This is a genomic window from Actinoplanes flavus (assembly GCF_017592555.1).
GTDB lineage: Bacteria > Actinomycetota > Actinomycetes > Mycobacteriales > Micromonosporaceae > Actinoplanes > Actinoplanes flavus.
The window spans coordinates 166835-193189 of sequence record NZ_JAGFNS010000012.1; the positions used below are offsets into that span (position 1 = coordinate 166835).

24 protein-coding genes are annotated in these 26355 nt (G+C 70.8%); 13 read left to right on the forward strand and 11 right to left on the reverse strand.

Translation table 11 applies throughout. From position 1 onward, the window contains the following. Nucleotides 1-191: 191 nt before the first annotated feature. From J5X75_RS19865 to J5X75_RS19880, 4 genes are all read left to right on the forward strand, one after another. Nucleotides 192-3005, forward strand: a complete 2814-nt coding sequence (locus J5X75_RS19865) for a sensor histidine kinase (protein ID WP_208468894.1) — start codon at nucleotides 192-194, stop codon at nucleotides 3003-3005. After that, entirely contained in the window at nucleotides 3006-3425 is a 420-nt protein-coding gene (locus J5X75_RS19870; protein WP_183224812.1) for a roadblock/LC7 domain-containing protein, read from the forward strand. Between the two features lie 64 nt (nucleotides 3426-3489). Beyond that, nucleotides 3490-3801 carry a DUF742 domain-containing protein gene (locus J5X75_RS19875; RefSeq protein ID WP_229795301.1) on the forward strand — a complete coding sequence of 104 codons (312 nt, stop codon included), beginning with the start codon at nucleotides 3490-3492 and terminating at the stop codon, nucleotides 3799-3801. Further along, nucleotides 3782-4378, forward strand: a complete 597-nt coding sequence (locus tag J5X75_RS19880) for a GTP-binding protein (RefSeq protein ID WP_208468896.1) — start codon at nucleotides 3782-3784, stop codon at nucleotides 4376-4378. Before J5X75_RS19875 ends, J5X75_RS19880 begins: the two co-directional genes overlap by 20 nt. Here the strand turns inward: J5X75_RS19880 and J5X75_RS19885 are convergent. Then, a complete protein-coding gene (locus tag J5X75_RS19885) occupies nucleotides 4375-5988 on the reverse strand; it encodes an AfsR/SARP family transcriptional regulator (protein WP_208468897.1) in 1614 nt (537 codons plus the stop codon). The genes J5X75_RS19880 and J5X75_RS19885 overlap by 4 nt on opposite strands. A 140-nt stretch (nucleotides 5989-6128) precedes the next feature. On the opposite strand from J5X75_RS19885, the gene J5X75_RS19890 reads away from it, so the two are divergent. The 3 genes from J5X75_RS19890 (at nucleotide 6129) to J5X75_RS19900 (ending at nucleotide 10038) form a co-directional block, all read left to right on the forward strand. Beyond that, nucleotides 6129-6908, forward strand: a complete 780-nt coding sequence (locus tag J5X75_RS19890; RefSeq protein WP_208468898.1) for a hypothetical protein — start codon at nucleotides 6129-6131, stop codon at nucleotides 6906-6908. A 116-nt stretch (nucleotides 6909-7024) separates the two neighbouring features. Then, entirely contained in the window at nucleotides 7025-8083 is a 1059-nt protein-coding gene (locus J5X75_RS19895) for a lactonase family protein (protein ID WP_208468899.1), read from the forward strand. Nucleotides 8084-8331: 248 nt separating this feature from the next. Next, nucleotides 8332-10038 carry a VWA domain-containing protein gene (locus J5X75_RS19900; RefSeq protein WP_208468900.1) on the forward strand — a complete coding sequence of 569 codons (1707 nt, stop codon included), beginning with the start codon at nucleotides 8332-8334 and terminating at the stop codon, nucleotides 10036-10038. Between the two features lie 74 nt (nucleotides 10039-10112). On the opposite strand, the gene J5X75_RS19905 is transcribed toward J5X75_RS19900, so the two are convergent. Then, a complete protein-coding gene (locus J5X75_RS19905) occupies nucleotides 10113-11183 on the reverse strand; it encodes an ROK family protein (RefSeq protein ID WP_443607218.1) in 1071 nt (356 codons plus the stop codon). A 128-nt stretch (nucleotides 11184-11311) separates the two neighbouring features. Here J5X75_RS19905 and xylA point away from each other — a divergent pair, with 128 nt between their 5' ends. From xylA to J5X75_RS19925, 4 genes are all read left to right on the forward strand, one after another. Then, nucleotides 11312-12499, forward strand: coding sequence for a xylose isomerase (gene xylA / locus J5X75_RS19910; RefSeq protein WP_208468902.1), 1188 nt, complete (start codon nucleotides 11312-11314; stop codon nucleotides 12497-12499). Nucleotides 12500-12564: 65 nt separating this feature from the next. Beyond that, a complete protein-coding gene (xylB, locus tag J5X75_RS19915; RefSeq protein ID WP_208468903.1) occupies nucleotides 12565-13956 on the forward strand; it encodes a xylulokinase in 1392 nt (463 codons plus the stop codon). Between the two features lie 195 nt (nucleotides 13957-14151). Continuing rightward, nucleotides 14152-15288, forward strand: a complete 1137-nt coding sequence (locus tag J5X75_RS19920) for a pectate lyase family protein (RefSeq protein WP_307798167.1) — start codon at nucleotides 14152-14154, stop codon at nucleotides 15286-15288. A 101-nt stretch (nucleotides 15289-15389) separates the two neighbouring features. Next, nucleotides 15390-16850, forward strand: coding sequence for an MFS transporter (locus J5X75_RS19925; protein WP_208468904.1), 1461 nt, complete (start codon nucleotides 15390-15392; stop codon nucleotides 16848-16850). On the opposite strand, the gene J5X75_RS19930 is transcribed toward J5X75_RS19925, so the two are convergent. From J5X75_RS19930 to J5X75_RS19960, 7 genes are all read right to left on the reverse strand, one after another. After that, on the reverse strand, nucleotides 16758-18365 hold the full coding sequence (locus J5X75_RS19930) for a glycoside hydrolase family 13 protein (protein WP_208468905.1): 1608 nt from the start codon (nucleotides 18363-18365) through the stop codon (nucleotides 16758-16760). The genes J5X75_RS19925 and J5X75_RS19930 overlap by 93 nt on opposite strands. Nucleotides 18366-18401: 36 nt before the next feature. Continuing rightward, complete coding sequence (locus J5X75_RS19935; RefSeq protein WP_208468906.1) at nucleotides 18402-19121, reverse strand: HD domain-containing protein; 720 nt, start codon at nucleotides 19119-19121, stop codon at nucleotides 18402-18404. A 42-nt stretch (nucleotides 19122-19163) separates the two neighbouring features. Next, nucleotides 19164-20117 carry an MHYT domain-containing protein gene (locus tag J5X75_RS19940; protein ID WP_208468907.1) on the reverse strand — a complete coding sequence of 318 codons (954 nt, stop codon included), beginning with the start codon at nucleotides 20115-20117 and terminating at the stop codon, nucleotides 19164-19166. Between the two features lie 153 nt (nucleotides 20118-20270). Continuing rightward, on the reverse strand, nucleotides 20271-20414 hold the full coding sequence (locus tag J5X75_RS19945; RefSeq protein ID WP_014688232.1) for a GPGG-motif small membrane protein: 144 nt from the start codon (nucleotides 20412-20414) through the stop codon (nucleotides 20271-20273). 42 nt (nucleotides 20415-20456) lie between these two features. Continuing rightward, nucleotides 20457-21200 carry a metallophosphoesterase family protein gene (locus J5X75_RS19950; protein ID WP_208468908.1) on the reverse strand — a complete coding sequence of 248 codons (744 nt, stop codon included), beginning with the start codon at nucleotides 21198-21200 and terminating at the stop codon, nucleotides 20457-20459. Further along, nucleotides 21197-21445: a hypothetical protein gene (locus tag J5X75_RS19955; protein WP_208468909.1), complete on the reverse strand. Its 249-nt coding sequence runs from the start codon at nucleotides 21443-21445 to the stop codon at nucleotides 21197-21199. The genes J5X75_RS19950 and J5X75_RS19955 overlap by 4 nt, the downstream gene beginning before the upstream one ends. A gap of 1 nt (nucleotide 21446) precedes the next feature. Next, nucleotides 21447-22031 carry a nucleotidyltransferase family protein gene (locus tag J5X75_RS19960; protein ID WP_208468910.1) on the reverse strand — a complete coding sequence of 195 codons (585 nt, stop codon included), beginning with the start codon at nucleotides 22029-22031 and terminating at the stop codon, nucleotides 21447-21449. A gap of 138 nt (nucleotides 22032-22169) precedes the next feature. Here J5X75_RS19960 and J5X75_RS19965 point away from each other — a divergent pair, with 138 nt between their 5' ends. After that, nucleotides 22170-22832 carry a dTMP kinase gene (locus J5X75_RS19965; RefSeq protein ID WP_208468911.1) on the forward strand — a complete coding sequence of 221 codons (663 nt, stop codon included), beginning with the start codon at nucleotides 22170-22172 and terminating at the stop codon, nucleotides 22830-22832. Here the strand turns inward: J5X75_RS19965 and J5X75_RS19970 are convergent. Then, on the reverse strand, nucleotides 22817-23506 hold the full coding sequence (locus tag J5X75_RS19970) for an SDR family NAD(P)-dependent oxidoreductase (protein WP_208468912.1): 690 nt from the start codon (nucleotides 23504-23506) through the stop codon (nucleotides 22817-22819). The two genes, J5X75_RS19965 and J5X75_RS19970, sit on opposite strands and share 16 nt — an antisense overlap. A gap of 530 nt (nucleotides 23507-24036) precedes the next feature. Between J5X75_RS19970 and J5X75_RS19975 the strand changes: the two genes are divergently transcribed. Continuing rightward, nucleotides 24037-25038 (forward strand): sigma-70 family RNA polymerase sigma factor, encoded by a 1002-nt coding sequence (locus J5X75_RS19975; protein ID WP_208468913.1) that lies wholly within the window; start codon nucleotides 24037-24039, stop codon nucleotides 25036-25038. Nucleotides 25039-25108: 70 nt separating this feature from the next. On the opposite strand, the gene J5X75_RS19980 is transcribed toward J5X75_RS19975, so the two are convergent. Next, nucleotides 25109-26071, reverse strand: coding sequence for a C40 family peptidase (locus J5X75_RS19980; RefSeq protein WP_307798168.1), 963 nt, complete (start codon nucleotides 26069-26071; stop codon nucleotides 25109-25111). Between the last annotated feature and the right edge of the window lie 284 nt (nucleotides 26072-26355).

Here is a 26355-nt window from a genome sequence, read left to right on the forward strand (position 1 = left end):
TGAGGGCGTTCTGGCTGGACAAACAGGAGCAAGACGGCCGGTGGAGCGGTTTCGGGAACTAGCTGAGACGGACGTCATTACGTATTCTTCCGCAAGCGTGCCCACGGGTGTGCCGGTCATCCCCCTCCGACCGGCCGGTGCTACGGGTGGCGCGCTGGTCGTTCCCTGCCGAACCCCTCGGGCGGAGCCTGATGAGAAGCCGTAACTGGTCGATCCGTTCGAAGATCATCGCGATGGTCGCGGTGCCGCTGTCCGCGGTGCTGGCCCTCTGGATCTTCGCGACCTCGGTGACCGCGGGACCCGCGACCCATCTGCTCGACGCCCGCGAGTCGGTTCTCACGCTCGGCGACCCAGGGATGCGGCTGATCAACCAGTTGCAGCGCGAACGCCACTACTCCGCCATCTACCAGGCCACCACCCGTCCGGCGAAGACCGAGCTGGCCCAGGAGCGGGTGATGACCGACCGGCTGGTCGGCGAGGTGCGGGCCGCCGCCCGGAAGGCGGACGCCAGCGAGGACGTCACCGTCCGCGTCGACGCCCTGCTCGCCGAGCTGGACGAGCTCGGCCGGATCCGCCAAGAGGTCGACGAGCGGAAGACCAGCTACTTCTACACCGCCCAGGATTTCGACCGGATCATCGAGTCGGCGTTCGAGGTCTCCCGGTCGGCGGCCGTCTTCTTCCACGACCGGGTCGACCGCGAGGTCCGTGGCCTGATCAACGCCTTCCGCGGCCTGGAGTACCTGAGCCGGATCGATGCTTTACTGGCCGGCGCCAACGCCGAGGGGCGGATCGACGCCAAGACCCGGGAAACCGTGATCCTGTACGTCGGGACCTCCCGCTACCTGATCAGCGCCGGTGTCGCGGACATGCCCGAGCGGGCCAAGGGCGACTACGCGCGGCTGATCACCCACCCCAGCTTCATCAAGATCGACGAGCTGACCAACGCGCTGCTCGCCGAGCGCTACTCCGGCGGTCCGCCCCCGGTGAACGGCGTCACCTGGCAGGCCGAGTACGACTTCGTGTCCCAGGAGATGCGCGACTTCACCATGCGGGTGGTCGACGACGTGGCCGAGGACGCGATGCCGTACGCGATCGACATCATCGGCAAACTCGCGGTCGGCGCCCTGCTCGGCCTGTTCGCGCTGGGCGCGTCCGTCTACGTCTCGGTCCGCCTCGGCCGCTCGATCGTGGGCCGCCTGATCCGGCTGCGCCGCGACGCGCTGGAACTCGCCTCGGAACGCCTGCCGTCGGTGGTCCGGCGGTTGCAGCGCGGCGAGACCGTCGACGTCGAGGTGGAGACACCCCCGCTGGAGTACGGGCTCGACGAGATCGGCCAGCTCGGGACCGCGTTCAACGACGTTCAGCGTACGGCCGTGCAGTCCGCGGTCGAGGAGGCGAACGTCCGGCGCGGTATCAACGAGGTGTTCCTCAACATCGCCCGGCGCTCGCAGACGCTGCTGCACCGTCAGCTCTCGCTGCTCGACCGGATGGAGCGCCGGGAGACCGACCCGCAGGAGCTGGAGGACCTCTACCGGGTCGACCACCTGGCCACCCGTATGCGGCGGCACGCCGAGGACCTGGTCATCCTGGCCGGCGCGGCGCCCGGCCGGGGCTGGCGCAACCCGGTTCCGGTGATCGACGTGGTTCGTGGCGCGATCAGCGAGGTGGAGGACTACAAGCGGGTCGACATCCGCTCGATCCCGACGGCCGCCCTGTCCGGCCGCGCGGTGGGTGACGTCATCCACCTGCTCGCCGAGCTGATCGAGAACGCCGCCTCCTACTCGCCGCCGCACACCCGGGTCCAGGTCATCGGCCAGATGCTGCCGAACGGGTACGCCGTCGAGATCGAGGACCGCGGCCTGGGCATGTCGCCCGAGGCGCTGGAGCAGACCAACCGCCGCCTCGCCGAGCCACCGGACTTCGACCCGGCGGACAGCGCCCGGCTCGGCCTGTTCGTGGTGGCCCAGCTCGCCCACCGGCACGGCATCCGGGTGTCGCTGCGCGCGTCGGCGTACGGCGGGGTGACCGCCGTGGCGCTGATCCCCGGCGACCTGGTGACCGGCGGACCGGGCGGCGGACGGCCGGCCAACGGCTCCACCCCCGGCCCGCTGGTCGGCACCGGCACCGAGGACCCGTCCCGGTCGCTCGCGGCACTCCAGTGGCAGGGCACCGGCGAGCTGAAGCAGATCACCACGTCCGGCCGCCGGGCCGCCGTCGAGGGCGAGAAGCCGGCGTACGACGGCGTCGCCGTGAACGGGCACCACCGGGCGGCCGCCGAGCTCACCGGACCGGCGCCGAGCACGGTCGCGGCGGAGTTGAGCGCCGAGGGCCTGGTGCAGCGCAAGCGCACCCGGAAGTCGGCCACCCCGCCGCCCGCCGTCCCGCCCACCGACGTCGCGGACCAGACGATCGACCTGTCGGTGCTGGACGAACTGGCCGCCGGGCTGCCGGCCGCGCCGCGGGCGGTGCCCCGCAACTCGGCGCCGCCGGCTCTCGACGCGCCGGATCTCGAGGTGCCGGATCTCGAGGTGCCGGATCTCGAGGCACCGTCGACCGCCGAGGCGCCGGCTCTGGAGACTCCGTCGACGGAGGACACCGAGACGACCGTGTCCCTGCCGGACCTGTCCGGCTGCGTGACCGGCGAGGACGGGCTGCCCCGCCGGGTCCGTCAGGCCAGCCTGGCGCCGCAGTTGCGGCAGGCGCCGCCGGCCGAGGAGCCACCGTCTACCGCACCGCCTCGCAGCCCGGAGCAGGTCCGTACGCTGATGAGCGCACTACAGCTCGGCACCACCCGCGGTCGCGTCGACGCGGCCCGCGCCGAATCGGCCGCCGGACACGCCGGAGCACCCAACGATGTGACGCCCGACGATGCGGCTACCGTCAGTCTCCCGGCCCCGCCGACGGCCGGGGAGAACGAGAACGCACCATCCGGGCCGGAGGTCGGCGTGAGCGGCGACCACGCCGAAGGTCCCGGGGAGAACCTCTTGCTGGAGAAGGACGCATAAGTGGCACAGACGAAGCAGAGCGCGAATCTCACCTGGCTCCTCGACGACCTGGTCGAGCGGGTGCCAACCGCGCAGCAGGCGGTGGTGCTCTCGGCCGACGGGCTGATGCTCGGAGCCTCCGCGGCGATGAGCCGGGAGGACGCGGAGCACCTGTCGGCCATGGCGGCCGGCTTCCAGAGCCTGGCCAAGGGGGCGAGCCGGCATTTCCGGGCCGGTCAGGTCCGGCAGACGGTGGTGGAGATGGAGGAGGCCTTCCTCTTCGTCACGGCCGCGGGCCAGGGCGCCTGCCTGGCCGTGCTGGCCTCCGCCGATGCCGACCTCGGCCTGATCGCCTACGAGATGGCCATGCTGGTCACCCGGGTGGGCCAGACCATGGCCGCCCCCGAGCGGTCGGTGCTGACACCGTCCGACGTCCTTTGAGCAGCCGCGAGTGACCCACGACTGGCTGGACAACGAGGCGGGCCCGGTGGTGCGTCCCTACGCGATGACCCAGGGACGCGTCGCCCCGGCCGACTGTGACTTCGACCTGGTGGCGTTCGTCGTGGCGACCGTGCCCGACATGCCACCCGGTCAGCACCTGCAGCCGGAGCACCACGCCATCGTGGCCGCGGCCTGGGAGCCGATCTCCGTGGTGGAGCTGGCCTCCCAGCTGGATCTGGCACTCGGTGTGATCCGGGTGTTACTCGGTGATCTACGCTCAGCGGGTCTCATCTCGCTGTACGAACCCCCGGCGGCGTCGCAGCCGCATGACGTCGACGTACTCAAGGCGGTTGTCAATGGACTCCGTGCGCTCTGACCGTAACGGCTCGTCGCGCATCCCCGTCGCTCTCAAGATTCTCATCGCCGGTGGGTTCGGCGCGGGCAAGACCACCATGGTCGGGTCGGTCAGTGAGATCCGCCCGTTGCAGACCGAGGAGGTCCTCACCGGGGCGGAGGGTGCCGACGACGTCTCCGGTGTGGAGGGTAAGACCACCACGACGGTCACCATGGACTTCGGCCGGATCACCATCACCGAGGACCTGCAGCTCTACCTGTTCGGCACGCCCGGCCAGGACCGGTTCTGGTTTCTGTGGGACGAGCTGTCCCAGGGTGCGCTCGGCGCGGTGGTGCTGGCCGACACCCGGCGGCTGGCCGACTGCTTCCCGTCGATCGACTACTTCGAGCAGCGGGGCACCCCGTTCGTGGTGGCGGTGAACTGCTTCGACGAGCAGCACCGGTTCGCCCCGGAGGCGGTGGCCCGGGCCCTCGACCTGGACCCGGGTGTCCCGGTGGTCCTCTTCGACGCCCGCGACCAGGTGGCCGCCCGCAACGTGCTGATCGAGCTGGTGGAGTACGTGGCCCGCCGTCAGCTGACGACCGCGGCCCGCCGCTAGCGGATCGCCGGAGGCGGGGCGGCCTGCCCGGGCGGGACGCAGATCAGCCACGGCTGGATCCGGTGCAGCGTGCGGTCGGTCAGCAGTCCGCGCCGGGCCAGATCGTCCGGGCTGTGGTAGGGCCCCCGCTCGTACCGGTCGAGGGCGATCCGGTGCGCCTCGATCGGGGTGACGCCGCGCAGCCGGGCGATCTCCTGCGGTGGCGCGTGGTTCAGGTCGACCAGCCCGCCGTCGTCGAACGACCGCAGCAGATCGGGCCGCCCGATCCCGGCCTGCCGGGCGCCGCCCGGGTGGACCGCCGCGAACTGCCGGGCCAGTTGCCTCCTGGTGCGGGCGCCCCGGGTGTCGCCGGGATGGCAGGCGAGGATCGCGCCGTGCACCGCGGCGACCGGGATGGTCAGGAACGCCAGGGTGAACCCGATGTCCTCGGCCGCGGAGGTGGTCTCGCTGTCCAGGTCACTCGGGTCGATCGCCAGGAAGAAGATGACGGCGAGGAACGCGGCCACGTAGAACGCCGCGGTGAGCACGTCCCGCGGGGTGCGCCGCTGGAACGCCGCGTAGACGAAGTACGCCCAGGCGCCCATCGAGCAGGTGACCACCGGCAGGATCCCGGCCACCACGGCCTCGGCCACCGGGATGCCGGTCCGGCGCGGCGACATCAGGTGACCCGGCATCACGGCCGGCGGCTGGTAGGCGATCGCGGGCCCGTACGGCGGCGGTGACCACGGCTGCGCCGGCACCGGGTCGGCGGCCGGCGGCGGTGGTGGCGGCGCCGGGGACGACGGCGGTGGCGTGGGTTCGGCGCGGTCGGCCCACGGGTCGACCGGTTCGGCGTAGAACGGCTCGTTGCGCAGGATCCGCCGGTGCGTCTCCTGGAGCCGCTCGCCGGGTTCGGCGCCCAGCTCGTCCAGGAAGTACTCCCGGGCGTCCCGGAACGCGGCCAGCGCCTCGGCCTGCCGCCCGCTGCGGTACAGCGCGATCATCAGCTGCGCCCGCAGGCCCTCCCGCAGCGGGAATTCCTGGACCAGGCGGGACAGTTCGGAGACCAGGCCGGCGAACCCGCCCCGGGACAGTTCGATCTCGGCCCACAGTTCCCAGGCGCTGGCCCGCTCCTCGCTCAGCCGCAGCCGGGCGGCCTCGAAGACGCCGCCGGTGAGGCCGCTGAGCGCCTCGCCATGCCACAGGTCGAGCGCGACCCGGGCCCGGCGGGCGGCCTCCTCGAGATCGCCGCCACGGCGCTCCGCGTCGGCCCGGGCCAGTCCGGTGCGGAAGTCCTCGGCGTCCAGGGCGCCGACGCGCAGCACGTACCCACCGTCGGTCAGCGCGATCAGCTCGCCGGGAGTGCGCGGGCTGCGGTCCGGATCGAGCACCCGGCGCAGGCCGGCCACGTACTTCTGCACCACGTTGGTGCCGTTCTCCGGGGGGACGTCACCCCAGACCGCGTCCACGATCCGGTGGACGGGCACCGGCTTGCCGGGGTTGAGCAGCAGGACGGCCAGGACCGCGCGCTGCTTCGCCGGCCCCAGATCGAGCGGCGCACCGTCCCGGAGCGCGCGGACGACGCCCAGGATCTCGAACCGCAGCGGGTCGGCCGCCGGGTGGACGGTCACCCCAGCACCCCCCTGTTGAGCAGCAGTTTCCCCCCATGGCAGCGGAACCGCAGCCGGCAGCAGCATAGCCGCAGCGCATCGGCAGCGGTCTTCCGGAGGCTTCGTCCATCAACCCCGTACGTTCGAGGAAAGACGAAGCGATGAACGTTCTCACCAAGACAGCGAGCACCCTGTTGATCGTCGGCGTGACGCTGACCGGATGCGGCGTGGGCGAGGCCGTCGAGGAGACGGTCGCGCAGGTCTCCGCGGCCACCACGCTGGCCGAGGGTGTCCCGACCACCGAGACCCCGGTGTTCCACTACGTCATCAAGGGCGGCCAGCAGCCGCTCTCCGGTGTGGTCGACGGCCCGCACCGGGCCCTCACCACCGAGGCCCAGGAGAAGATCCCGGACAGCGACATCACCCTGAGCATGAAGTTCCTGGTCGTCGGCGACGAAGCCTGGACCAAGATCGCCTTCAAGAACGCGGGCGCCGGGTCCGGTCTGCCGAAGCTGCCGAAGAAGTGGATGAAGCTGGACCAGACGAAGCTCGCCGCGGACTCCGGCGAGGACTTCACCTACCAGGGCGAGTCCGACCCCGGCTACGTCAGCGACCTGCTGCGGGCCGCCGCGGACCTCAAGGAGACCGGCAAGGGCGTCTACGCCGGCACCACCGACCTGACCAGGTCGACCGAGGCCGAGATCGTCGACGCCGACACCCTGGCCGCGCTGGGCGAGCAGGCCAAGTCCGTGCCGTTGGAGCTGACCCTGGACGCCGAGGGCCGGATCACCAGGGCGCTCGTCACGATCCCGGCGGCCGGCAAGGCCAAGGCCGCCACCTACGAGGTCGTCTACGACCAGTACGGCACCGCCGCCCCGGTGACCGCCCCGACCGACGGGGTGGCCGCTCCGGCCGACGTCTACGACATGCTGAACGGCTGACCTCCGGGCCGGCGCGGGATCACCGCCACCGGCGGCGCGGGCGACAACGGGGGTCCGCGCCGCCGGCCGCGGTGATGCTGCCGTGCGAACGCCCGATCCTGTGGTGGGATCGGGGCATGGGTTCCAGCGATGAATACGTCTTCGTCGGGTGCTACACCGGTGACAAGGGAGGCGAGGGTGACGGCATCACGCTGCTACGGCGTGACCCGGCGACCGGGGATCTGATCCGGCTCGGGTTGGTCGCGCGCACCCCGTCGCCCTCCTTCCTGGCACAGCACCCCACACTCCCGGTCCTGTACGCCGTGAACGAGCTGGACCAGGGCAGCGTCTCGGCCTTCACGGTGGCCGAGGACTGCTCGCTGATCCCGCTGGCGGTCCGCCCGACCGGCGGCTCGGACCCGTGTCACCTGGCCGTCACGGCGGACGGCCGGCACCTCGTGGTGGCGAACTACGCGAGCGGCTCGGTGTCCGTACATCCTCTCGACGCCGAAGGCGCCCCCGGGGAGCGCAGCGATCTGCTCACCCTGACCGGCGGCGGGCCGGACGCGGAGCGTCAGGCCGGACCACACGCCCACCAGGTGGTTCCGGAGAGCAACGGCCCCGACGTGCTGATCTCCGACCTGGGCTCGGACCGGGTGTGGCGTTCCCGGCTGGACCCCAACTCGGGCCGGCTGGGCCTGCCGGAGCCGGCCGTGGAGGCGAAGCCGGGCACCGGCCCGCGGCACATGCTCCACTCGGCCGACGGCGCCCTGCTGCTGGTCGGCGAGCTGACCGGAAACCTCGCGTGGTACCGCCCGGCGGGTGGTCCCACGCTCGAATCGTGGGGCGAGACGCCGTCGAGCACGTCGTCCGGCGCGGTCTACCCGTCGGAGATCACGATGGGCCGGGACGGCAGGTTCGTCTATGTGGCGAACCGGGGCCCGGACACCGTCTCGGTCTTCTCCTGGGACGGCGAGCAGGCCACGCTGGTCGCCGAGGTGCCCACCGGAGGGGTGTGGCCGAGGCACATGGTCCTGCTCGGAGATCACCTCTACGTAACCAATCAGCGTTCACACACCGTGACCGTTTTCCGCATCGATCCGGACACCGGAATTCCCGGTGTCCAGGGTGAACCGACCGGCGAACCGACACCGACCTGCCTACATCGCTGGAATCCGGTAGTGATCAGGCCATAGGTTAGATCAGGCATTGCGGCGTGTCGGTGATTCCCTGGGGCAAATCCGGCACGCCGCGGGTGGATCTCGATACCGATCGGAACGGCGTCATCACGCTTCGTGTTTTCTAGATCAGGAAGCGCCAATCTGAGTAATTTTCGTCCGAACGTATATGGCATTCAGCTTCGGACATGCGCACTATGGAGCGCGTGTCTGGCCGCCATCGTAGAAACTTCAACTCCAAGGGAGCGGGCGTCGTCGGAGGTGCGATGGCGATAGTCGTCGTAATTGCGGGGACGTGGATCGGTTACCAGCAGGTCGCCGACTCCGAGTGCTCCGGAGCAGTGAACCTCACCGTCACCGCCTCTCCCGAGATCGCCCCTGCCGTCGACAACGTCGCCAAGCAGTGGAGCGCCGCGGGCGCCGAGGTGGACGGGACCTGTGTTCAGGTGACCGTCGCCGAGGAGGTCTCGTCGACCATCGCCGGCGCCGTGTCCCGCGACCACGCCGTGACCCTCGTGGGTCTGGACACCGCACCAGATGCGGTCCAGGTGCCCGACGTGTGGATCCCGGACTCGTCGGCCTGGCTGATGCGCCTGCAGCAGGAGGCCGCCGGCTTCCTGCCGAGCAAGGTCACCTCGGTCGCGCAGAGCCCACTCGTGCTCGCCGCGCCCGAGCCGATCGCCACCAAGATGGGCTGGCCGGACAAGAAGATCGGCTGGACCGAGCTGGTCGGCAACTTCAGCGCCGCCGAGCCGCTCTCGGTGGGGATCATGGACCCGACCGTGGACGCGTCCGGTCTGACCAGCCTCGTGGCGATGAACCAGGCGACCGGCAACGCGTCGCCCGCCGCCCTCCAGGCGAAGACCCGCGCGCTGACCGCCGTGTCGCAGAACAAGTTCAAGCTGCGCGAGGAGCTGCTGGCGAAGTTCCCGAAGTCGATCGGCGAACTCACCAACCCCGACTCGGTGGCCATCGCGCCGCTCTCCGAGGAGGACGTGGTCGCCTACAACGCCCAGCGCCCGGCCGTGCAGCTCAGCGCCATCTACCTGGAGCCGTCCCCGGCGCCGCTGGACTACCCGTACACGATCATGCCGCAGGTGGTGGACCAGCAGAAGTCGGCCGCCGCCGAGGGCCTGCTCAAGCAGCTCGCCGAGAGCGGCGCCAAGGACGCGCTGGCAGCGGTCGGTCTGCGGGCGCCGGACGGCACCTACGGCGCGGCCTTCAACGCCCCGATGGGCGCCCCGCAGGCCTCGCCGGCGGTCACCGCCTCGGCCACCAAGGCCGCGGACGGCGGCGCTGCCGCGGGTGGCGTCACCGGTGCCGAGCTGAGCCAGGTGGTGGGTAGCTGGATCGCCCTCACCAAGCCCGGTCAGGCCCTCACCGTCTTCGACGTCTCCGGCTCGATGGGCGACCCGGTGCCGACCGCCGGTGGCAAGACCCGCGCCCAGGTCACCCAGGCTGCGGCGAGCGTCGGTCTGTCGCTGTTCAGCAACAAGTGGTCGGTCGGTGTGTGGCGCTTCTCCACCCGGCTGAAGGGCAAGCAGCCGTGGGAGCAGTTGGTCCCGATCAAGTCGCTGGCCACCTCCCGTCAGGAGGTGCAGGACTCGATCGGCCGGCTGGACCCGACGAACGGCGGCACCGGTCTCTACGACACGATCCTGGACGCCTACAACCACGTGAAGGCGAACTACGCCCAGAACAAGTCGAACTCGGTCATCCTCTTCACCGACGGTGAGAACCAGAACGCCGACGGCATGACCCGGCCGCAGCTCCTGTCCGCGCTCAAGAAGGCTCAGGACCCGAAGACGCCGATCCGGCTGGTGCTCATCGCCGTCGGCCCGGACGTCAACCTGGACGAGCTGAAGGAGATCAGCGGCGTGGTGAAGGGCAGCGGCGTGTTCCCGGCCGAGGACCCCACCAAGATCACCGCGATCTTCGCCCAGGCCATCGGCAGCCGGACCGGCGTCAGCTGACCCGGCGCGGACCCTACTGAGAACGGCCGTCGTCCCCTCGGGGCGGCGGCCGTTTCCGTGCGGTGGGGGCGGCTTTACGCGTACCGCTCGGAAGAGCGACGGAGCCAGGTCGCGGGATTCTCCCGGACCGCCCGGATGATCGCGTCCGCCGCGCCGCGCATGGCCGCGTCGGCGCCGAGCGCCGCCGGGCGCAGCACGACCGGCGCGAGACCCGACGTGAGGACCCGCTGCCGCAGCTCGGCCTCGATGCCCTCCCGCAGCCTTTCGAAGATCGGGGCGTACGCCCCACCGAGCACGATCACCGGTACGTCGAGCAGGTTGACCACCGCGGACAGGGCGATCCCGAGCGCCGCCGCGGCGAGCGGCTCACCGGACTCCAGGGCCTCCTGGCCGGCGTACTGCTCCAGGCAGCCCCGTGAGCCGCAACGGCACGGCCGCCCGTCGGGGTAGACGGTGACGTGCCCGATCTCCCCGCTCCAGCCGCGCACCCCCCGGTAGAGCTCGCCGTCGAGGACCAGCCCGGCGCCGATGCCGATCTCGCCGGAGATGTAGAGGAAGGTGGGGTCGCCGCCGGTCACCCGCAGCTCGCCGAGGGCGGCCAGGTTGGCCTCGTTGTCCACGGTGACGGGCAGGCCGGCCAGCTCCGGTACGCGATGCAGTTCGGCGACCGCGTCGATGTCCTGCCAGCCGAGGTTGGGCGCCACCCGGACCAGGCCGCCACCGGCCACCAGGCCGGGCACCGCCAGCGCCGCCCCGGCGACGGTCAGCCCGTCGGCCTCGGCGGCGAGCCGGGCCCGGGCGGCCAGCGCGCCGAGCGTGGCCAGGGCCCGTGCCGGGTCGGCGGGACGCTGGTCGGCGTGCTCGACGAAGCGCTGCCGCACCGCGCCGGTCAGGTCCACCACGCAGGCGGCCAGGTAGTCGACGTTGATCTCGAGCCCCAGCCCGGCGGGCCCGGTGGAGGTGAGGGTGAGCCCGACCGCGGGCCGGCCCGCGCCGGTGCGCGGCGGCGGGTCGACCTCGACCAGCAGGCCGCCCGCCACCAGGTCGTCGACAAGGGCGGAAACGGTCGCGCGGGTGAGCCCGGTGGCCGCGGACACCGCCGCACGTGATGGCTGATTTGTGCTGTTCGCGACTGTTTGCAGCACCAGCGCGAGATTATGGGCCCGCACGCTTGCCTGGCGAACCGGTGTCGTGGATGGGCTCAACACGCCCTTGACAGTGCCATACCCCAGCCAAATAATTCAACCACTAAACAATTTCGGGGAGGTAACCCGTGTCCGTGCAGGCCACACGCGAAGACAAGTTCTCCTTCGGTCTCTGGACCGTCGGCTGGCAGGCCCGCGACCCGTTCGGCGACGCGACCCGGCCCGCGCTCGACCCGGTCGAGGCGGTCCACAAGCTCGCCGAGATCGGCGCCTACGGCATCACGTTCCACGACGACGACCTGGTGCCGTTCGGCGCCGACGCGCAGACCCGGGACGGCATCGTCGCGGGCTTCAAGAAGGCGCTCGACGAGACCGGCCTGATCGTTCCCATGATCACCACCAACCTGTTCACCCACCCGGTGTTCAAGGACGGCGGCTTCACCAGCAACGACCGCAACGTCCGGCGGTATGCGGTCCGCAAGGTGCTGCGGCAGATGGACCTCGGCGCGGAGCTGGGCGCCAAGACCCTGGTGCTGTGGGGCGGCCGCGAGGGTGCGGAGTACGACTCGGCCAAGGACGTGAAGGCCGCGCTCGACCGCTACCGGGAGGCGCTCAACCTGCTGGCGCAGTACTCGGAGGACCGTGGCTACGGCTTCCGCTTCGCCATCGAGCCCAAGCCCAACGAGCCCCGCGGCGACATCCTGCTCCCGACCGCCGGCCACGCCATCGCGTTCACGCAGGAGCTGGAGCGCCCCGAGCTGTTCGGCATCAACCCGGAGGTCGGCCACGAGCAGATGGCCGGTCTGAACTTCACCCAGGGCATCGCCCAGGCGCTGTGGCACAAGAAGCTCTTCCACATCGACCTGAACGGGCAGCACGGCCCCAAGTACGACCAGGACCTGGTCTTCGGTCACGGTGACCTGCTCAGCGCGTTCTCCCTGGTCGACCTCCTGGAGAACGGCCCGGACGGCGGCCCGGCCTACGAGGGCCCGCGCCACTTCGACTACAAGCCCTCGCGTACCGAGGACTTCGACGGCGTCTGGGAGTCGGCCAAGGCCAACATCCGGATGTACCTGCTGCTCAAGGAGCGGGCCAAGGCGTTCCGCGCGGACCCCGAGGTGCAGGCGGCGCTGGCCGCGTCCAAGGTGGCCGAACTGAGCACGCCGACCCTGAACCCGGGCGAGAGCTACGCCGACCTGCTGGCCGACCGCAGCGCGTTCGAGGACTTCGACGCCGACGCCGCCGGCGCGCAGGGCTACGGCTTCGTCAAGCTGAACCAGCTCGCCATCGAGCACCTCATCGGGGCTCGGGCGTGACCGACCGAAGGGAGGGCGCGCCCGGCCCTTTCCCCGCTCGTGAATCCTGAGAGGAGGGACAGCTGATGGCGCTCGTGGCCGGGATCGACAGCTCCACCCAGTCCTGCAAGGTGGTGATCCGCGACGCCGAGACCGGTGAGCTGGTCCGGCAGGGCCGGGCGGCGCACCCGGACGGCACCGAGGTGCACCCGGACGCCTGGTGGGCCGCGCTCCAGCAGGCGATCGAGGAGGCCGGCGGCCTGGACGACGTGGCCGCCGCCTCGGTCGCCGGGCAGCAGCACGGCATGGTCGTGCTGGACGAAGACGGCGAGGTGGTCCGGCCGGCGCTGCTGTGGAACGACACCCGCAGCGCCGGCGCGGCCGCCGACCTGATCGAGGAACTCGGCGGCGGCGACAAGTGGGCGGACGCGGTCGGCATCGTGCCGGTCGCCAGCTTTACCCTGACCAAGCTGCGCTGGCTGGCCCGCAACGAGCCGGCGAACGCGGCACGGGTGTCCACGGTCTGCCTGCCGCACGACTGGCTGACCTGGAAGCTGTCCGGCAAGTCCGGCCTCTACACCGACCGCAGCGACGCCAGCGGCACCCTCTACTGGTCGGCCCAGACCAACGAGTACCGGCACGACCTGCTGGAACTCGGGTTCGGCCGGTCCCTGCGGGTCCCGGAGGTGCTCGGCCCGACCGGGATCGCCGGTCACCTGCCCAACGGTGCTCCGCTGGGCCCGGGCGCCGGGGACAACGCGGCGGCCGCCCTCGGCACCGGCGCGCTGCCCGGCGACGTGATCGTCTCGATCGGCACGTCCGGCACGGTCTTCGCCTCGTCCGAGGTGGCGCCGAACGACCCGACCGGAACGGTGGCCGGGTTCGCCGACACCACCGGCCGGTTCCTGCCGATCGTGGTCACCCTCAACGCGGCCCGGGTGCTGGACGCCGCGGCCAAGCTGCTCGGGGTGGACCACGACGAGCTGTCCCGGCTCGCGCTGTCCGCTCCGGCGGGCGCGGACGGGCTGGTCCTGGTGCCGTACCTGGAGGGCGAGCGGACCCCGAACCGGCCGGACGCCACCGGCGCGATCCACGGGCTCACCCTCCGGACGTCGACCCCGGCGCACCTGGCCCGGGCCGCCGTCGAGGGCATGCTCTGCGCGCTCGCCGACGGTCTGGACGCGCTGGTCGCGACCGGTGCGGTGGCCGACCGGATCGTCCTGGTCGGCGGCGGGGCGCGCAGCGAGGCGGTCCGCCGCATCGCGCCCGCGCTCTTCGGCCGGCCGGTCGTCGTACCGCCGCCCGGTGAGTACGTCGCCGACGGTGCGGCCCGCCAGGCCGCGTGGATCGCCCTGGGCGGGGACGTTCCGCCCGCGTGGTCGGCGGCAACCCCGGAGGTGTACGAGGACGGCGGCGTCCCGCTGATCCGGGAGCAGTACGCGGCGGCCCAGCAGGCGGTCCTCGACCGCAGACGCTGACGCTGACGCGCACGCCGGCCGGTTCTCCAGGTGAGAACCGGCCGGATCATTTTCCCGGGTTTTTGTCGTCACCCCGCCCACGCGGCATCTACGTGCACAGGAACACCGGCCGACATCCCCGATCGGCCGTCATCCCCGCACGTGAGGAAGGACCGCAGTGGCAGAGAGAAAGTCTCGCGAACGGCACTGCTCGGCGTGGCGGCCGCACTGGTCGTGCCCACCGCGTTCGTCGGCTGGTCGGTCATGCCGTCGAACGCGGTGGCGGCTCCGGCCCCCGGCAACACCTACACGCTGGCCGTGAAGAAGAGTGGCATGTGCGTCGACGTGCCGGGCGCGTCGACCGCCTCGGGCGCGTCGATCATCCAGGAGACCTGCACCGCCAACTCCAACAAGCAGTTCGCCGTCACCCCGGTGACCGGGTCTTCCACCGGCCGCACCTGGGCGTCCACTCCGGACGGTTTCGCCTCCACCGGCGGCGGCACCACCGGCGGCGCGGCCGGCGCCACGGTCACCGTGACCAACCTGGCCGACCTGACCAGGTACGTCACCGCCACCGAGCCCTACGTGATCAAGGTGGCGAACGCCATCACGATCACCCCGAAGGGCACCGAGCTGAAGGTCGAGTCGAACAAGACCATCGTCGGCGCCGGCACCAAGGGCGAGATCGTCGGCGGCGGCTTCTTCCTCGGCACCGGGGTCAGGAACGTCATCATCCGGAACCTCACCATCCGGGACACCCAGATGACCGAGGACGACCCGGACGACAAGACGTACGACTACGACGGCATCCAGATGGACACCGCGGACCACGTCTGGATCGACCACAACAGGATCACCCGGATGAACGACGGCATGATCGACAGCCGTAAGGACACCAGCTACCTGACCGTGTCCTGGAACATCCTGGACACCGGCAACAAGGCGTTCGGCATCGGCTGGACCGAGAACGTGACGTCGCGGATGACGATCCACCACAACTGGATCAGGAACACCGTGCAGCGGAACCCGAGCACCGACAACGTCGCGTACGCGCACCTCTACAACAACCACATGCAGAACATCACCTCGTACGGCAACCTGTCCCGGGGCGCCACGAAGATGGTTCTGGAGAACAGCTACTTCGACAACGTCGTGAACCCGTACTACAACGACACGTCGGCCGCCCAGCTCAAGCAGTCGGGCAGCATCGTCAAGAACTCCTCGGGCCGGCAGCAGACCAACGGCTCCGCCTTCGACCCGAAGAGCTTCTACCCGTACACCCTCGATGCCGCGGCGGACGTTCCGGCGCTGCCGGCGAAGTACGCCGGTCCGCAGGCCGACATCGGCGGCTGAGCATCACCGGGGGGTGAGGAGGAGGCGGCGCCGCCCGGTGCGGCGCCGCCTCCTCGCCCGTCCGGCAGGAGCCGGGTGCAGCGGATAGCCTCTACCGGGTGATGAGCAGGGGCGGAAGCGTGCACCGGGCGTACAGCGTGGTGGTGTTCGTGATCCTGGCCGCGCTGGACAACGTGGCGATCGGCCTGGTTCCCCCGCTCTACGGCAGCATCGGCGCCGATCTCGGGGTGAGCGAGGGCCACATCGCGCTCGCCACCACGGTCATGTTCCTGATCAGTGCGGTCGCGGCGATCGGTTTCGCGTACGTCGGGGACCGCACCGACCGCAAACCGGTGCTGATCGTGGGCACCGTCATCTGGGTGGCCGGCACCACGTGGTCCGGGCTGGCCGGCGACTACGGGCAGTTCCTGGCCTCCCAGGCGGTCGCCGCGTTCGGGCTCGGCGGCGTCGCCTCGGTGAGCTTCTCGGTGGTCAGCGACCTGATCTCGCCGCGGCGCCGGGGTCTCGTGATGAGCTTCTGGGGCCTGTCGCAGGGCGTCGGCACACTGGCCGGCACCCTGGTCGGCGGGATTCTCGGGCACGACGACTGGCGGCGGCCGTTCCTGTTCGCGGCGGCCGCCGGGGTGGTCGCGCTGCTGGCCTACCTGTTCACCTACAGCGTGCCGCGCGGCGACAGCCAGCCGGAGCTGGCCGGGGTCGACTACGAGGAGCGGATCCACCACGAGGACCTGCCGGTCATCCTGAAACGGCGCACCAACGTCTGGCTGATCCTGCAGGGCGGCACCGCGCAGATCGCGTTCGGCTCGATGGTGTGGCTGCCGGTGCTGTTCCGGGCCCGGGCCGAGGACCAGGGCTACACCACCGGCACGGCGGTGCTGATCGGCAGCGTCTTCGCGACCGTGTTCCAGCTCGGGGCGGCGCTGTCGATCCTCGGCGGGCTGGCCGGCGACCGGCTGCAACGGCGCACACCCCGGGGGCGGGCACTCGTCGCGTCGATCGGGGTGCTCGCCGCCGTACCCCTCTATGTGGTGTTGTTCTTCGTGCCCATGAAGATCACCGTTCCGGACGGCGCGGGCGCCGGCGCGGTGATCAGCGGGGTGCTGACCAACGTCCTGACCGAGCCGACCGTCGGGATCTGCCTCGCGGTCGCGGTCGTGGCGGTGATGCTGACCTCGGCGAACTCGCCGAACTGGTTCGCCATGATCGCCGACGTGAACCCGCCGCAGCACCGGGGCACCGTCTACAGCCTCGGCAACCTGATCAACGGAGCCGGCCGGGCGGGCGGCAACGTGCTGGTGGCGGTGGCCTTCGCGAGCCTCGCCGGGGCCTTCCCGCCACCGCTCAACTACGCCGTCGGGCTGGCCGCCTTCCAGTTCTTCTTCATCCCGACCGGGATCATGTACTGGCTGGCCAGCCGGACGGTGGCGAAGGACATGGCCGACACGCACACCGCCCTGCTGGCGGTCGCCTCAGAGCATCGCCCAGACCGTCACGTCGGTGGGGACCAGCCCGCCGGCGTCCAGCGGCTCGCTGCTCAGCAGGATCTGGGCCCCACCGGGTAAGGCCACCGGCTCGTCGCCGAAATTGGTGACCACCACGACGTCGCCGTTGCGGAACGCCAGCGCCCCCGGATCGGTCGCCAGCCAGACCAGCTCGCCGGAACCCAGCTCGTGGGTACGCCGGGTGCGCAGCGCCGACCGGTACAGCTCGTACGTCGAGCCGGGCACGCCCACCTGCCGGTCCAGCGCGTACTCCGCCCAGACGGCCGGCTGCGGCAGCCAGCTCGCGTCGGCCGGGCCGAACCCGAAGGACGGGGCGTCGGCCTCCCACGGGATCGGCACCCGGCACCCGTCCCGGCCGCGCTCGACGTGCCCGGACCGCTCCCACGCCGGGTCCTGCCGCACCTCGTCCGGTAGCCCGGTGTGCTCCGGAAGGCCCAGCTCCTCGCCCTGGTAGAGGTAGGCCGAACCGGGCAGCGCCAGCATCAGCAGGGTGGCGGCGCGGGCCCGGCGCAGGCCCAGCCCGGCGTCCGGTTGCGGGTCGCCGATCCCGATGCCGGGCCGGCGGCCCTCACCGGGCGGGAAACCGAGCCGGGACGCGTGCCGCACCACGTCGTGGTTGGAGAGCACCCAGGTGGTGGTCGCGCCGACCTCGTCGTTGGCGGCCAGCGACGAGTCGATGATCTCCCGCAGTTCGGTGGCGGCCCACGGCGCCTCCAGGTAGGGGAAGTTGAACGCCTGGTGCATCTCGTCCGGGCGCACGTACCGGGCCAGCCGCTCCTCCGGCTGCACCCAGGCCTCGGCCACCAGGATCCGGCCGCCCGGGTACTCGTCCAGGACCGACCGCCACTGCCGGTAGATCTCGTGCACGCCCTCCTGGTCCCACATCGGCGGCGGCGGGCCGGCCGGTTCCAGACCGCCGAGGACCACCGACGGCGCGGTCCAGTCGGTCAGGTCGGCGTCCTTGATCAGGCCGTGCGCCACGTCCACCCGGAACCCGTCCACCCCGCGGTCCAGCCAGAACCGCAGGATGTCCAGGAACTCGGCGCGGACCTCCGGGTGATCCCAGTTCAGGTCGGGCTGCGAGGCGTCGAACAGGTGCAGGTACCACTGGCCGTCCGGCAGCCGCTCCCACGCCGGGCCGCCGAAGACGCTCTGCCACGAGTTGGGCGGCTCCGCACCGTCGCGGAAGATGTACCGCTGCCGCTCCGGGCTGCCCGGTCCGGCGGCCAGGGCGGCCCGGAACCAGGCGTGCTCGCTGGACGTGTGGTTCGGCACCAGGTCGACGATGACCCGCAGGCCCAGCTCGTGGGCCGTGTCGATCAGCTTGTCCGCGTCACCGAGCGAACCGAAGCGGGGGTCGACGCCGCGGTAGTCGGCCACGTCGTACCCGGCGTCGTGCTGCGGGCTGGGGTAGAAGGGCGAGAGCCAGATCGCGTCGACGCCGAGCCGCCGCAACTCGGGCAGGCGTGCGGTGATGCCGGGCAGGTCACCCATGCCGTCGCCGTCCGAGTCGGCGAACGACCGGGGATAGATCTGGTAGATGACCGCATCGCGCCACCAGGCTTCAGTAGGCATGGCCCCACCATAGGTCGGGTATCCCGCTCACCCCCCTCACTCGTCCAGGATGGCGGCGAAGCGCTCCTCGGCGAGGTCGAGCTGATCCAGGATGTGCTCCTTGGCCTGGGTGGAGAGCGGCGTGTCCGGGCGCCCGACCAGCTCACGCAGCTTGGGTACGAGAGGCCGGTACTTCGTCGCCGACCGGTACGCCTTGTCCATCGTGGTGTGGATGACGCCGACCCCGTTGTCGGTGAAGTCGGAGATCTTGATGATCCGGGCCCACGGGTCGCGCTCCAGGTTCTCCGCCACGTGGGTGCGGTACTGCTCGTGCTTGTCGCCCTCCGGGTCGTACTCCGGGTTGGTGACCGACCGGACCAGCTCGGCGACCCGCGGGTTGAAGCGGCGGGACAGCTCGGCCAGGGCGGCCTCGGTGGCCTCCGCGCTGGGCGCCTCCGGGTCCGTCCCGCCCAGCTCGGCCGGGTGATCCTCGACGGCGTCGTGCAGCAGCGCGGCGACCAGTACGTCGGTGTCCCGCACCCCGTAGTAGCGGATGATCCGGATCGCCACCCGCAGCAGGTGGTTCAGGTACGGCTCGCGCACCCGGCGGTCGGCGGCGTGCAGGTCGGAGGCCAGGTCCAGCGCCTCGGCGAGGGTTTTGCGGTCGTCGGGCGGGAAGGACTCCAGCTCCAGAGCGAAACGGTCCCGTAGGCCGGCTTCTCCGTACACCTCGGTGATGGCGTGCAGTGGCATCGAGAGCAGCATCCGTGGCGCCATGCCGTTCAGGTATACCGGATCCCGGGCGGCGACGGGTTTCGATCAGCTACCGGATGTGGCGGGCGGCACCGCCGACGACGGCGCCGCGGCGGGACGGGGTGACGGCCGCGGCCCGGGAGAGGGACGGACGGCGCCGGCGTTCCGGTTGCCGACCACGGCCCGCGCCGCCGGGCTGAGCCGCATGGCGCCCGCCGAGGACTGCTTGACCGACCACGGCTGCGGGGACTCGGCGTGCACGCCGCGTTTCGGGGTGCCGGCCCCGTCGGTGAACTCCTCCTCGGTCATCGCCTGCAGCGCGCTCAGCGCCACGGCGACCATGGTCGCCGTGGTGATCAGGATGATCGGCACCAGCATGGTGAGCGGCCGGATCCCGCCGGACGCGGGTGCGCCCGGGTGCAGCTCGATCGACATGGCCGCCATACCGGTGTAGTGCATGCCGCAGACCGCGACGGCCATCACGGCGGCCGCGCCGGTGATCTTGGCCCAGCCCCGGACCGAGACGGCGAACCACAGCGCCACCGTGCTGGCCGCGATCGCGATCAGGGCCGAGGCCACCATCAGCGGCGGCGAGTAGTGGATGGTGGCGGGGAGCCGGATGCCCTCCATGCCGGTGTAGTGCATGGCGATCACGCCGGTCCCGGTGAGCAGGCCGGCCGCCATGGTCTTCGGGACGCTGCGCGCGCCGTGGCCGGCCACCATCAGCCCGATGCCGACCGTCACCACCGCGAAGGCCAGGCTCAGCAGGGTCATCGCGAGGTCGTAACGGACCGGGCTCTCCGGGACCTCGAAGCCCAGCATCGCGGAGAAGTGCATGAGCCAGATCCCGCCGCCGATCGCGAACGCCGCGATCACCAGCCACCGGTTGCGCCGGCCGCGGGTGCGCGCGTCCCGGGCCCGGCCGGTGAAGAGCAGCCCGAGAAAGGAACCGAGGAACGCGAGCAGATACGCGGCTATCGGATTGAACACGCCGTAGGCGAAGTGATGGACGTCGGCCACGCCCGGGATTGAGTCAGAAATCAGCGGCAGTACAACGCACCCGCTGTGCGGTGGATCCCTAAAGAGGACCGGGGCCGCCGGGGCCGGGTCCGAATCGGACCCCGCCCCGGCGACCCCGGTCCGGGTCGGCGGGATGGCGGATGACGAGGAGAATCAGGTGAAGATGCTGACGCCGCCGGGACCCACCAGGAGACCGACGATGATCAGCACAACGCCCCACAGGATCTGCCGCCGGAACAGCGCGAGGATGCCGGCGACCACGAGGATTACGGCGAGAATCCAAAGCAGTAGGTCCATGTCTCAGCGATTACCCGGACCGCCGAAACCGGAAACCTGACATCAGGCGGGTACGAGCGGCGCGTCCACCGACTCGGACAGCAGCTGATACACGTTGTACGCCTGCTTGATGACCGGGTGGGCGACGTTGCGGACCGGCACCCCACCGGGCGTACGGCCGCGCTCCGAACCGTGGTGGGCGTGCCCGTGCAGGGCCAGGGCGGTCGGCGCCGAGTCGATGGCGTGACCGAGCTGGTAACAACCCAGGAACGCGTAGATCTCCAGTGGCTCGCCGACCAGGGTGTCCGGCACCGGCGAGTAGTGGGTGAGCGCCACCAGCGCGTCACATCGGACCGAGCGCAGCGCCTCGCCGAGCCGGGCTGAGATCTCCTCGGTGGTGCCGACGAACGTCTTCATCTCCCGTTCGCCGAAGTTGCTGGCGCAGGCGCCGGCGAAACCCCCGCCGAACCCCTTCGCGCCGGCGATGCCGAGCCGGTGCCCGCGGATCTCCAGCACCGTGGCCGAGCACTCCAGGACGGTGATCCCGGAGTTGGTCAGCACCTCGGCGACCTGCTGCTCCTGGTCACTCTGGTGGTCGTGGTTGCCGAGCACCACCACGACCGGTACGGCCAGCCCGCCGAACTCCGTGGCGAAGCACTTCGCCTCCTCGACCGTCCCGTGCCGGGTCAGGTCGCCGGCGACGAGCAGCGCGTCGGCCCGGTCGGGCAACTCCTCGAGGGCGGGCCGGAAGCGGCCCACCACGTCCTTGTCCACGTGGACGTCGCCCACGGCGGCGATCCGGATCATGAAATCTCCTCCACCTCGCTGGGTGCCTGCGACCGGGTGATGCCGATGTCGCAGGTGATCGCCATGTCGGGGAAGTGCGAGGTGATCTGCCGGCAGATCTCGTCGCGCCGGTGGGTGCTCTCCACCTCCCCGCAGAGCACCACCACGTTCTCCCGGCGGTGCACGGTGATGCCCTGCTCGGCGATCTGTTCGTGTTCGATGAGCAGGCGATGGATCTCGGCCTCGAGATCGATCTGGTTCGTCATGTCATCCCCCAACCTTGAGTTCCGTCGCGCCGGGGAAGGAGACGACGTCCAGACGGTCGAGCAGCACCAGGAACGCCTCCGCGTACGGCGACTTCATGGTCTCCCGGCGGACCCGGCCCCAGTCGATCTGTTCCCGCAGCGAACGGGCGACCGGCAGCCCGGTCGCGAAGTCGCAGTAGTGCTGGCTGTAGCTGAGCAGCTTGTGCACCATGAGCCGGGTCGCGGAGAGCACCGGCATGTAGATCGCCTCGACCGAGATCTGATCGGTGTCGTGCAGTGTCTCGTCGTCCACCGGCGACTCCACCGGACGGTAGATGAGATCCACCATCCGGCCCTCGTCGTATACCTTGACCAGCCAATCCTCGGGGGGCTGTTCGGTGCGGCAGCCGACCGCGGCCAGCTCCTGCAGAGCCCGGTCCTTGTCCTGCTCGCGTATCAGGAAGTCGACGTCATGGTCACTGGAATAGCCGCCCCTGGCGTACACCGCGAAGCTTCCGCCCAGGGCGAAGGGTATGTCCGCGCTCTTGAGCGTCGATGCGACGCGCTTGAGGGTGATGGCCAAACCCTCGTCCACACGGTGTGGCATGGCGACCTCCTGTCCCTTTCCGGTGGATGACCGACTACCCGGAGTCGCGACACCTTGAACCCCTGCGCTCATTCTGGAGGACCGGCACGCCCCGCGGCGTGGAACAGAAGGTGCGGTACCCGGCTACCGTCAGTTGGTATGGCCCTCCCCGCGCAGTCCAGGCCGGCGGCGCTCCCCGCCCGTGGCGACCGACGGTCGCCGCGCACCATCGCGCTCGTCGGCATAGACGGCTCCGGCAAGACCACCCAGGCCCGCGGTCTGGCCGCCGGCCTGATCGCGGACGGCTTCCCGGCCGCCTACCGGCAGAACGCCGGTGGCCGGCACTGGTTCGGCCGGATCGCGGTGCTGGTCGGCCGGGCGGACGCCGAGGACCTGTTCGGCCGCCGGGGCACGCTCGCCGTCGAGTCGGCGCTGCGCTGGCTGGCCATCGCCCGCACCCTGCTGCGCCGGGCGGTGCGCCGGGAGATCGCGGTGATGGACCGGTACGCCGTCTGCCAGTACGCCAGTCTCCGGGCGCACGGTGCCCGCCCGACCGCCGAACGGTTCGCCCGGCTGGCCTACCGCCTCTTCCCCAGCCCGGACGTGACGTTCTTCCTCGCCGTCGACCCGGAGATCGCCCAGGAGCGGATCGAGCGGCGCGGCTACGACCACGAGTCGCTCGAGTACCTGCGGGCCGCGACGGACGCCTACCGGTCGCTGCCGGAGTACCCGGGCTTCGTCGTGATCGACGCCAACGGCACGCCCGACCAGGTCCTCAAGGCACTCCGTACCGAGCTCGGCCTGGATCAGGCCGGACCGTAGACCGGGATCTGCGCGCCACTGGTCGGCGCCGACGCGTCCGAGGCCAGGAAGAGGATCACCGCGGCGATCTCCGCCGGGCTCACCCAGCGGCCGTGGTCGGCGTCCGGCTGGGCCGCCCGGTTGGCCGGCGTGTCGATGATGCTGGGCAGCACGGTGTTGCAGCGCACGTTCCGCTTGCGGTACTCCACGGCGACCGCCCCGGCGAAGCCCAGCACGGCGGCCTTGGCGGTCACATAGCCGGCCGCGCCCGGGAACGGCGACACCCCGGCCCGCGACGACACGCACACCACCGAGCCGCCGCCGGCCGCGACCAGGTGCGGCAGGGCCGCCGCCGTGGTCAGGTAGGTGGGCCGCAGATTGACCGCCAGCATCGCCTCGAACTCGGCGACCGGGGTGTCGGCGATCAGGCCGCTGCCCGCGTACCCGCCGACCAGGTTGACCACGGCCCGCAGCGGCGCGTCCGGTTCCCCGGCGGCCACCGCGGCCGCCGTACGGACGTCCGCCTCGACGGTGAGGTCGGCGTCCACGGCGATCGCGCCCTCCGGCAGCCGGCCGGCCGTCCCGGGGCGGACCGGCGCCACCACGCGCCAGCCGTCGGCCAGGAACGCCGTGATGGTGGCGGACCCCAGCCCGCCCGTGCCGCCCGTCACCAGAGCCGTACGCGTCGCAGTCATGGGGAGCAGCTTGTCACACCGTAGGGCGTGTGCTTTTCCTCACGCAGCCGGCGATCCCGCCCTCGACCTGGGGTTGTTCGGGCCCGCTGAAGCGTCACCCGTGCGGGCGAGTGATGTGTGGCGTGCCGAGGCGCATCGTGACCGGTGGTCCCGTTGGACCCTGGAGATCCCGAATCTTTCGCGGGCGTTTGTTTCAGGCCCGTCTTTACCCGGCCGACAGTGCATATGAACCCCGCGGGCACGAAACCCGTACTCGGGGGTGACGAGCATCGCGGAGCCCAGGGTGATGCCCGTCGCTGTGACGAGAAGAGGCCGATGGTGTTATGAGGAACGCGCGAAGGGTATCCGGACGTCTGCACAGCAGTCGCGAAGACGTCGCACTCAGGTACCGCGCACTGGGCTCTCAGCTATTACCCAGACATTCGTGACACTTTCGACTCACCAGCCGGAATCAGTGCGGCCAGCGTTTTGTTGTGTAGATGTGTCAGCAACCGCAATGCACGAGCTGCGGACGTTACGGGAGAGGGCTGATGGACGCAGGTAATGCCCGTAACAGGGTTAGTGACGGCAATGAGGGGACCGTGGGCAACGTGGAGAAGAGCACCGTGATGCGTACCGATCAGGTCGCCGAAGAGCGCGACCTCGTCGGAGTCTACCTGCACGAGATCTCCCGGACGCCGTTGTTGGACGCCGAGCGTGAGGTCGAGCTCTCCAAGGCGATTGAGGCGGGCCTCTACGCCGAGCACCTGATCGAAACGGGCGAGGAGCGTCGCGGCGTCAGCCGGGAGGAGCTGGAGCGCCTCGTCACCGAGGGCCAGCGCGCGAAAGACCTGTTCATCCGGGCCAACCTGCGGCTGGTCGTCTCCATCGCCCGCCGCTACGTCCGGTCCGGCATGCCGATGCTCGACCTGATCCAGGAGGGCAACACCGGTCTGGTCCGCGCCGTCGAGAAGTTCGACTACGTGCGCGGCTACAAGTTCTCGACGTACGCCACGTGGTGGGTGCGCCAGGCGATCAGCCGGGCCATCGCCCAGCAGGAGCGGACCGTCCGGCTCCCCGTGCACCTGGTCGAGGACGTCAACCGGATGCGCAACGTCACCCGTCAGCTCGTCCGGGAGCTGGGCGGCGACCCCGAGCCCGAGCAGGTCGCGGCCGCCCTGGGCGTGACCGTGGAGCGGGTCAACGAGCTCACCCGCTGGGCGCAGGACACCGTCTCCCTGGACACGCCGGTCGGCGACGACGGCGACACCAACCTCGGCGACCTGGTCGCCGACAGCGACGCCCCGAGCCCCGAGGAGATCGTCCTCAACGCGCTCGAGCGGCAGCGCATCGAGGGCCTGCTGAACCACCTGGACGACCGGTCGGCCGGCATCATGCGGGCCCGGTACGGCCTGGAGGACGGCCGCGAGCACTCCCTGACCGAGGTGGCGTCCCGCTTCTCGCTGAGCCGGGAGCGGATCCGCCAGCTGGAGATCCAGGCGCTCGGCCGGCTGCGCGAGCTGGCCCGGGCCGAGGGCCTGCAGGCCGCCTGAGCCTCGGCTCACCGAAACGATGAAGGCCGGTGCCCCCTCGGGGGCGCCGGCCTTCGCCGTCGGTACGGAGTTACTTGATCCGGCCGTAGCCGTTCGGGGTCATGATGTCGATCGAGCGGTGCAGCACGTCCCGGCCGGCGGACGGGGCGTCGATGATCTTCCCGCCACCCACGTAGATCGCCACGTGGCCGTTGCTGCGGTAGAACACCAGATCACCGGGTTGCAGATCGGACCGGCTGATCCGGGCGGTGGCGCTGTACTGTGCGGCGGCGTTGTGCGGCAGGGACTTGCCCGCGGCCGCCCAGGACGCCTGCGTCAGGCCCGAGCAGTCGTACGAGTTCGGGCCGGCGTCACCGTAGCCGTACGGCTTGCCGATCTGGTTGAACGCGAACGTGACCGCCTTGCCGGCCGAACCGGGGATGTCCGGGATCTCGCCGGTGTAGGAACCGGTGTCCTCGGTGGCGCTGCCGAAGGCGGCCTCGCGCATGTCGTACAGGTCCTGGAGGTCGTCCTCGATCTTCTCCTTGCGCGCCGCCAGCTCCTTGACCTGCGCGGTCTGCTTGGTCTGGGTCTGGGCGAGGGCGGCCTTGCGCTCGGCGAAGGTCTGGGTCGTCTCGGTGAAGGCGTCGATGTCCTGCTGGTTCGACCGGGTGACCTGCTCGAGGAACGTCATCCGCTCCAGCAGGCTCCCTTGATCTCCGCTCACCAGGACGTTCATCGGGCCGACACGGCCCTGCATGTACGTGGTGGCGGCGATGGTCTGGACCTTCTCGGTGGCCGCGGTGAGAGCCGTCTGGGCCGGCTTGAGCGAGGCCTCCAGCTTCACCGCGTCGGCCTTCGTCTTCTTCAGGTCGAGCCGCATCTTGTTGTACGACTCGGTGACGTCCTCGAGCTTCGCCGACGCGGCGTCGATCTTCTTCTTCAGCTCGTTGGCGGACGGGGCGGCGTGTGCGGCCGTCCCTCCGGACGTGGTGATCGCGAACGCCGTCAACGCGACCACGAGCGCCCGGAGCCGGGTTCGGGGGTGTGGCACTGGTCAGGGGCCTTTCTTCCGCTTGGCCGCCCACCGGGTCGGCGGGAGAGCAGGGCTGGAAGAGAGGCCCTGTCCGCGTTTGTTCCCGGCCGGGTTCACGGCGGCCGCCGCCCGTGGGGTGGGGCGCCGGATCGCCGCGCGTCATTCGGCGGCGTTGGCCGGCGCCACCCGAGGGGTTGTGGCTGCGGACCGGACCAACCGCATTAACCTATCGACGGAAGAAAAGAAATCAAGGCCTGAGCGAGTGATTTTTACCAATAGCCGGGCTTACGTCATTAATCCCG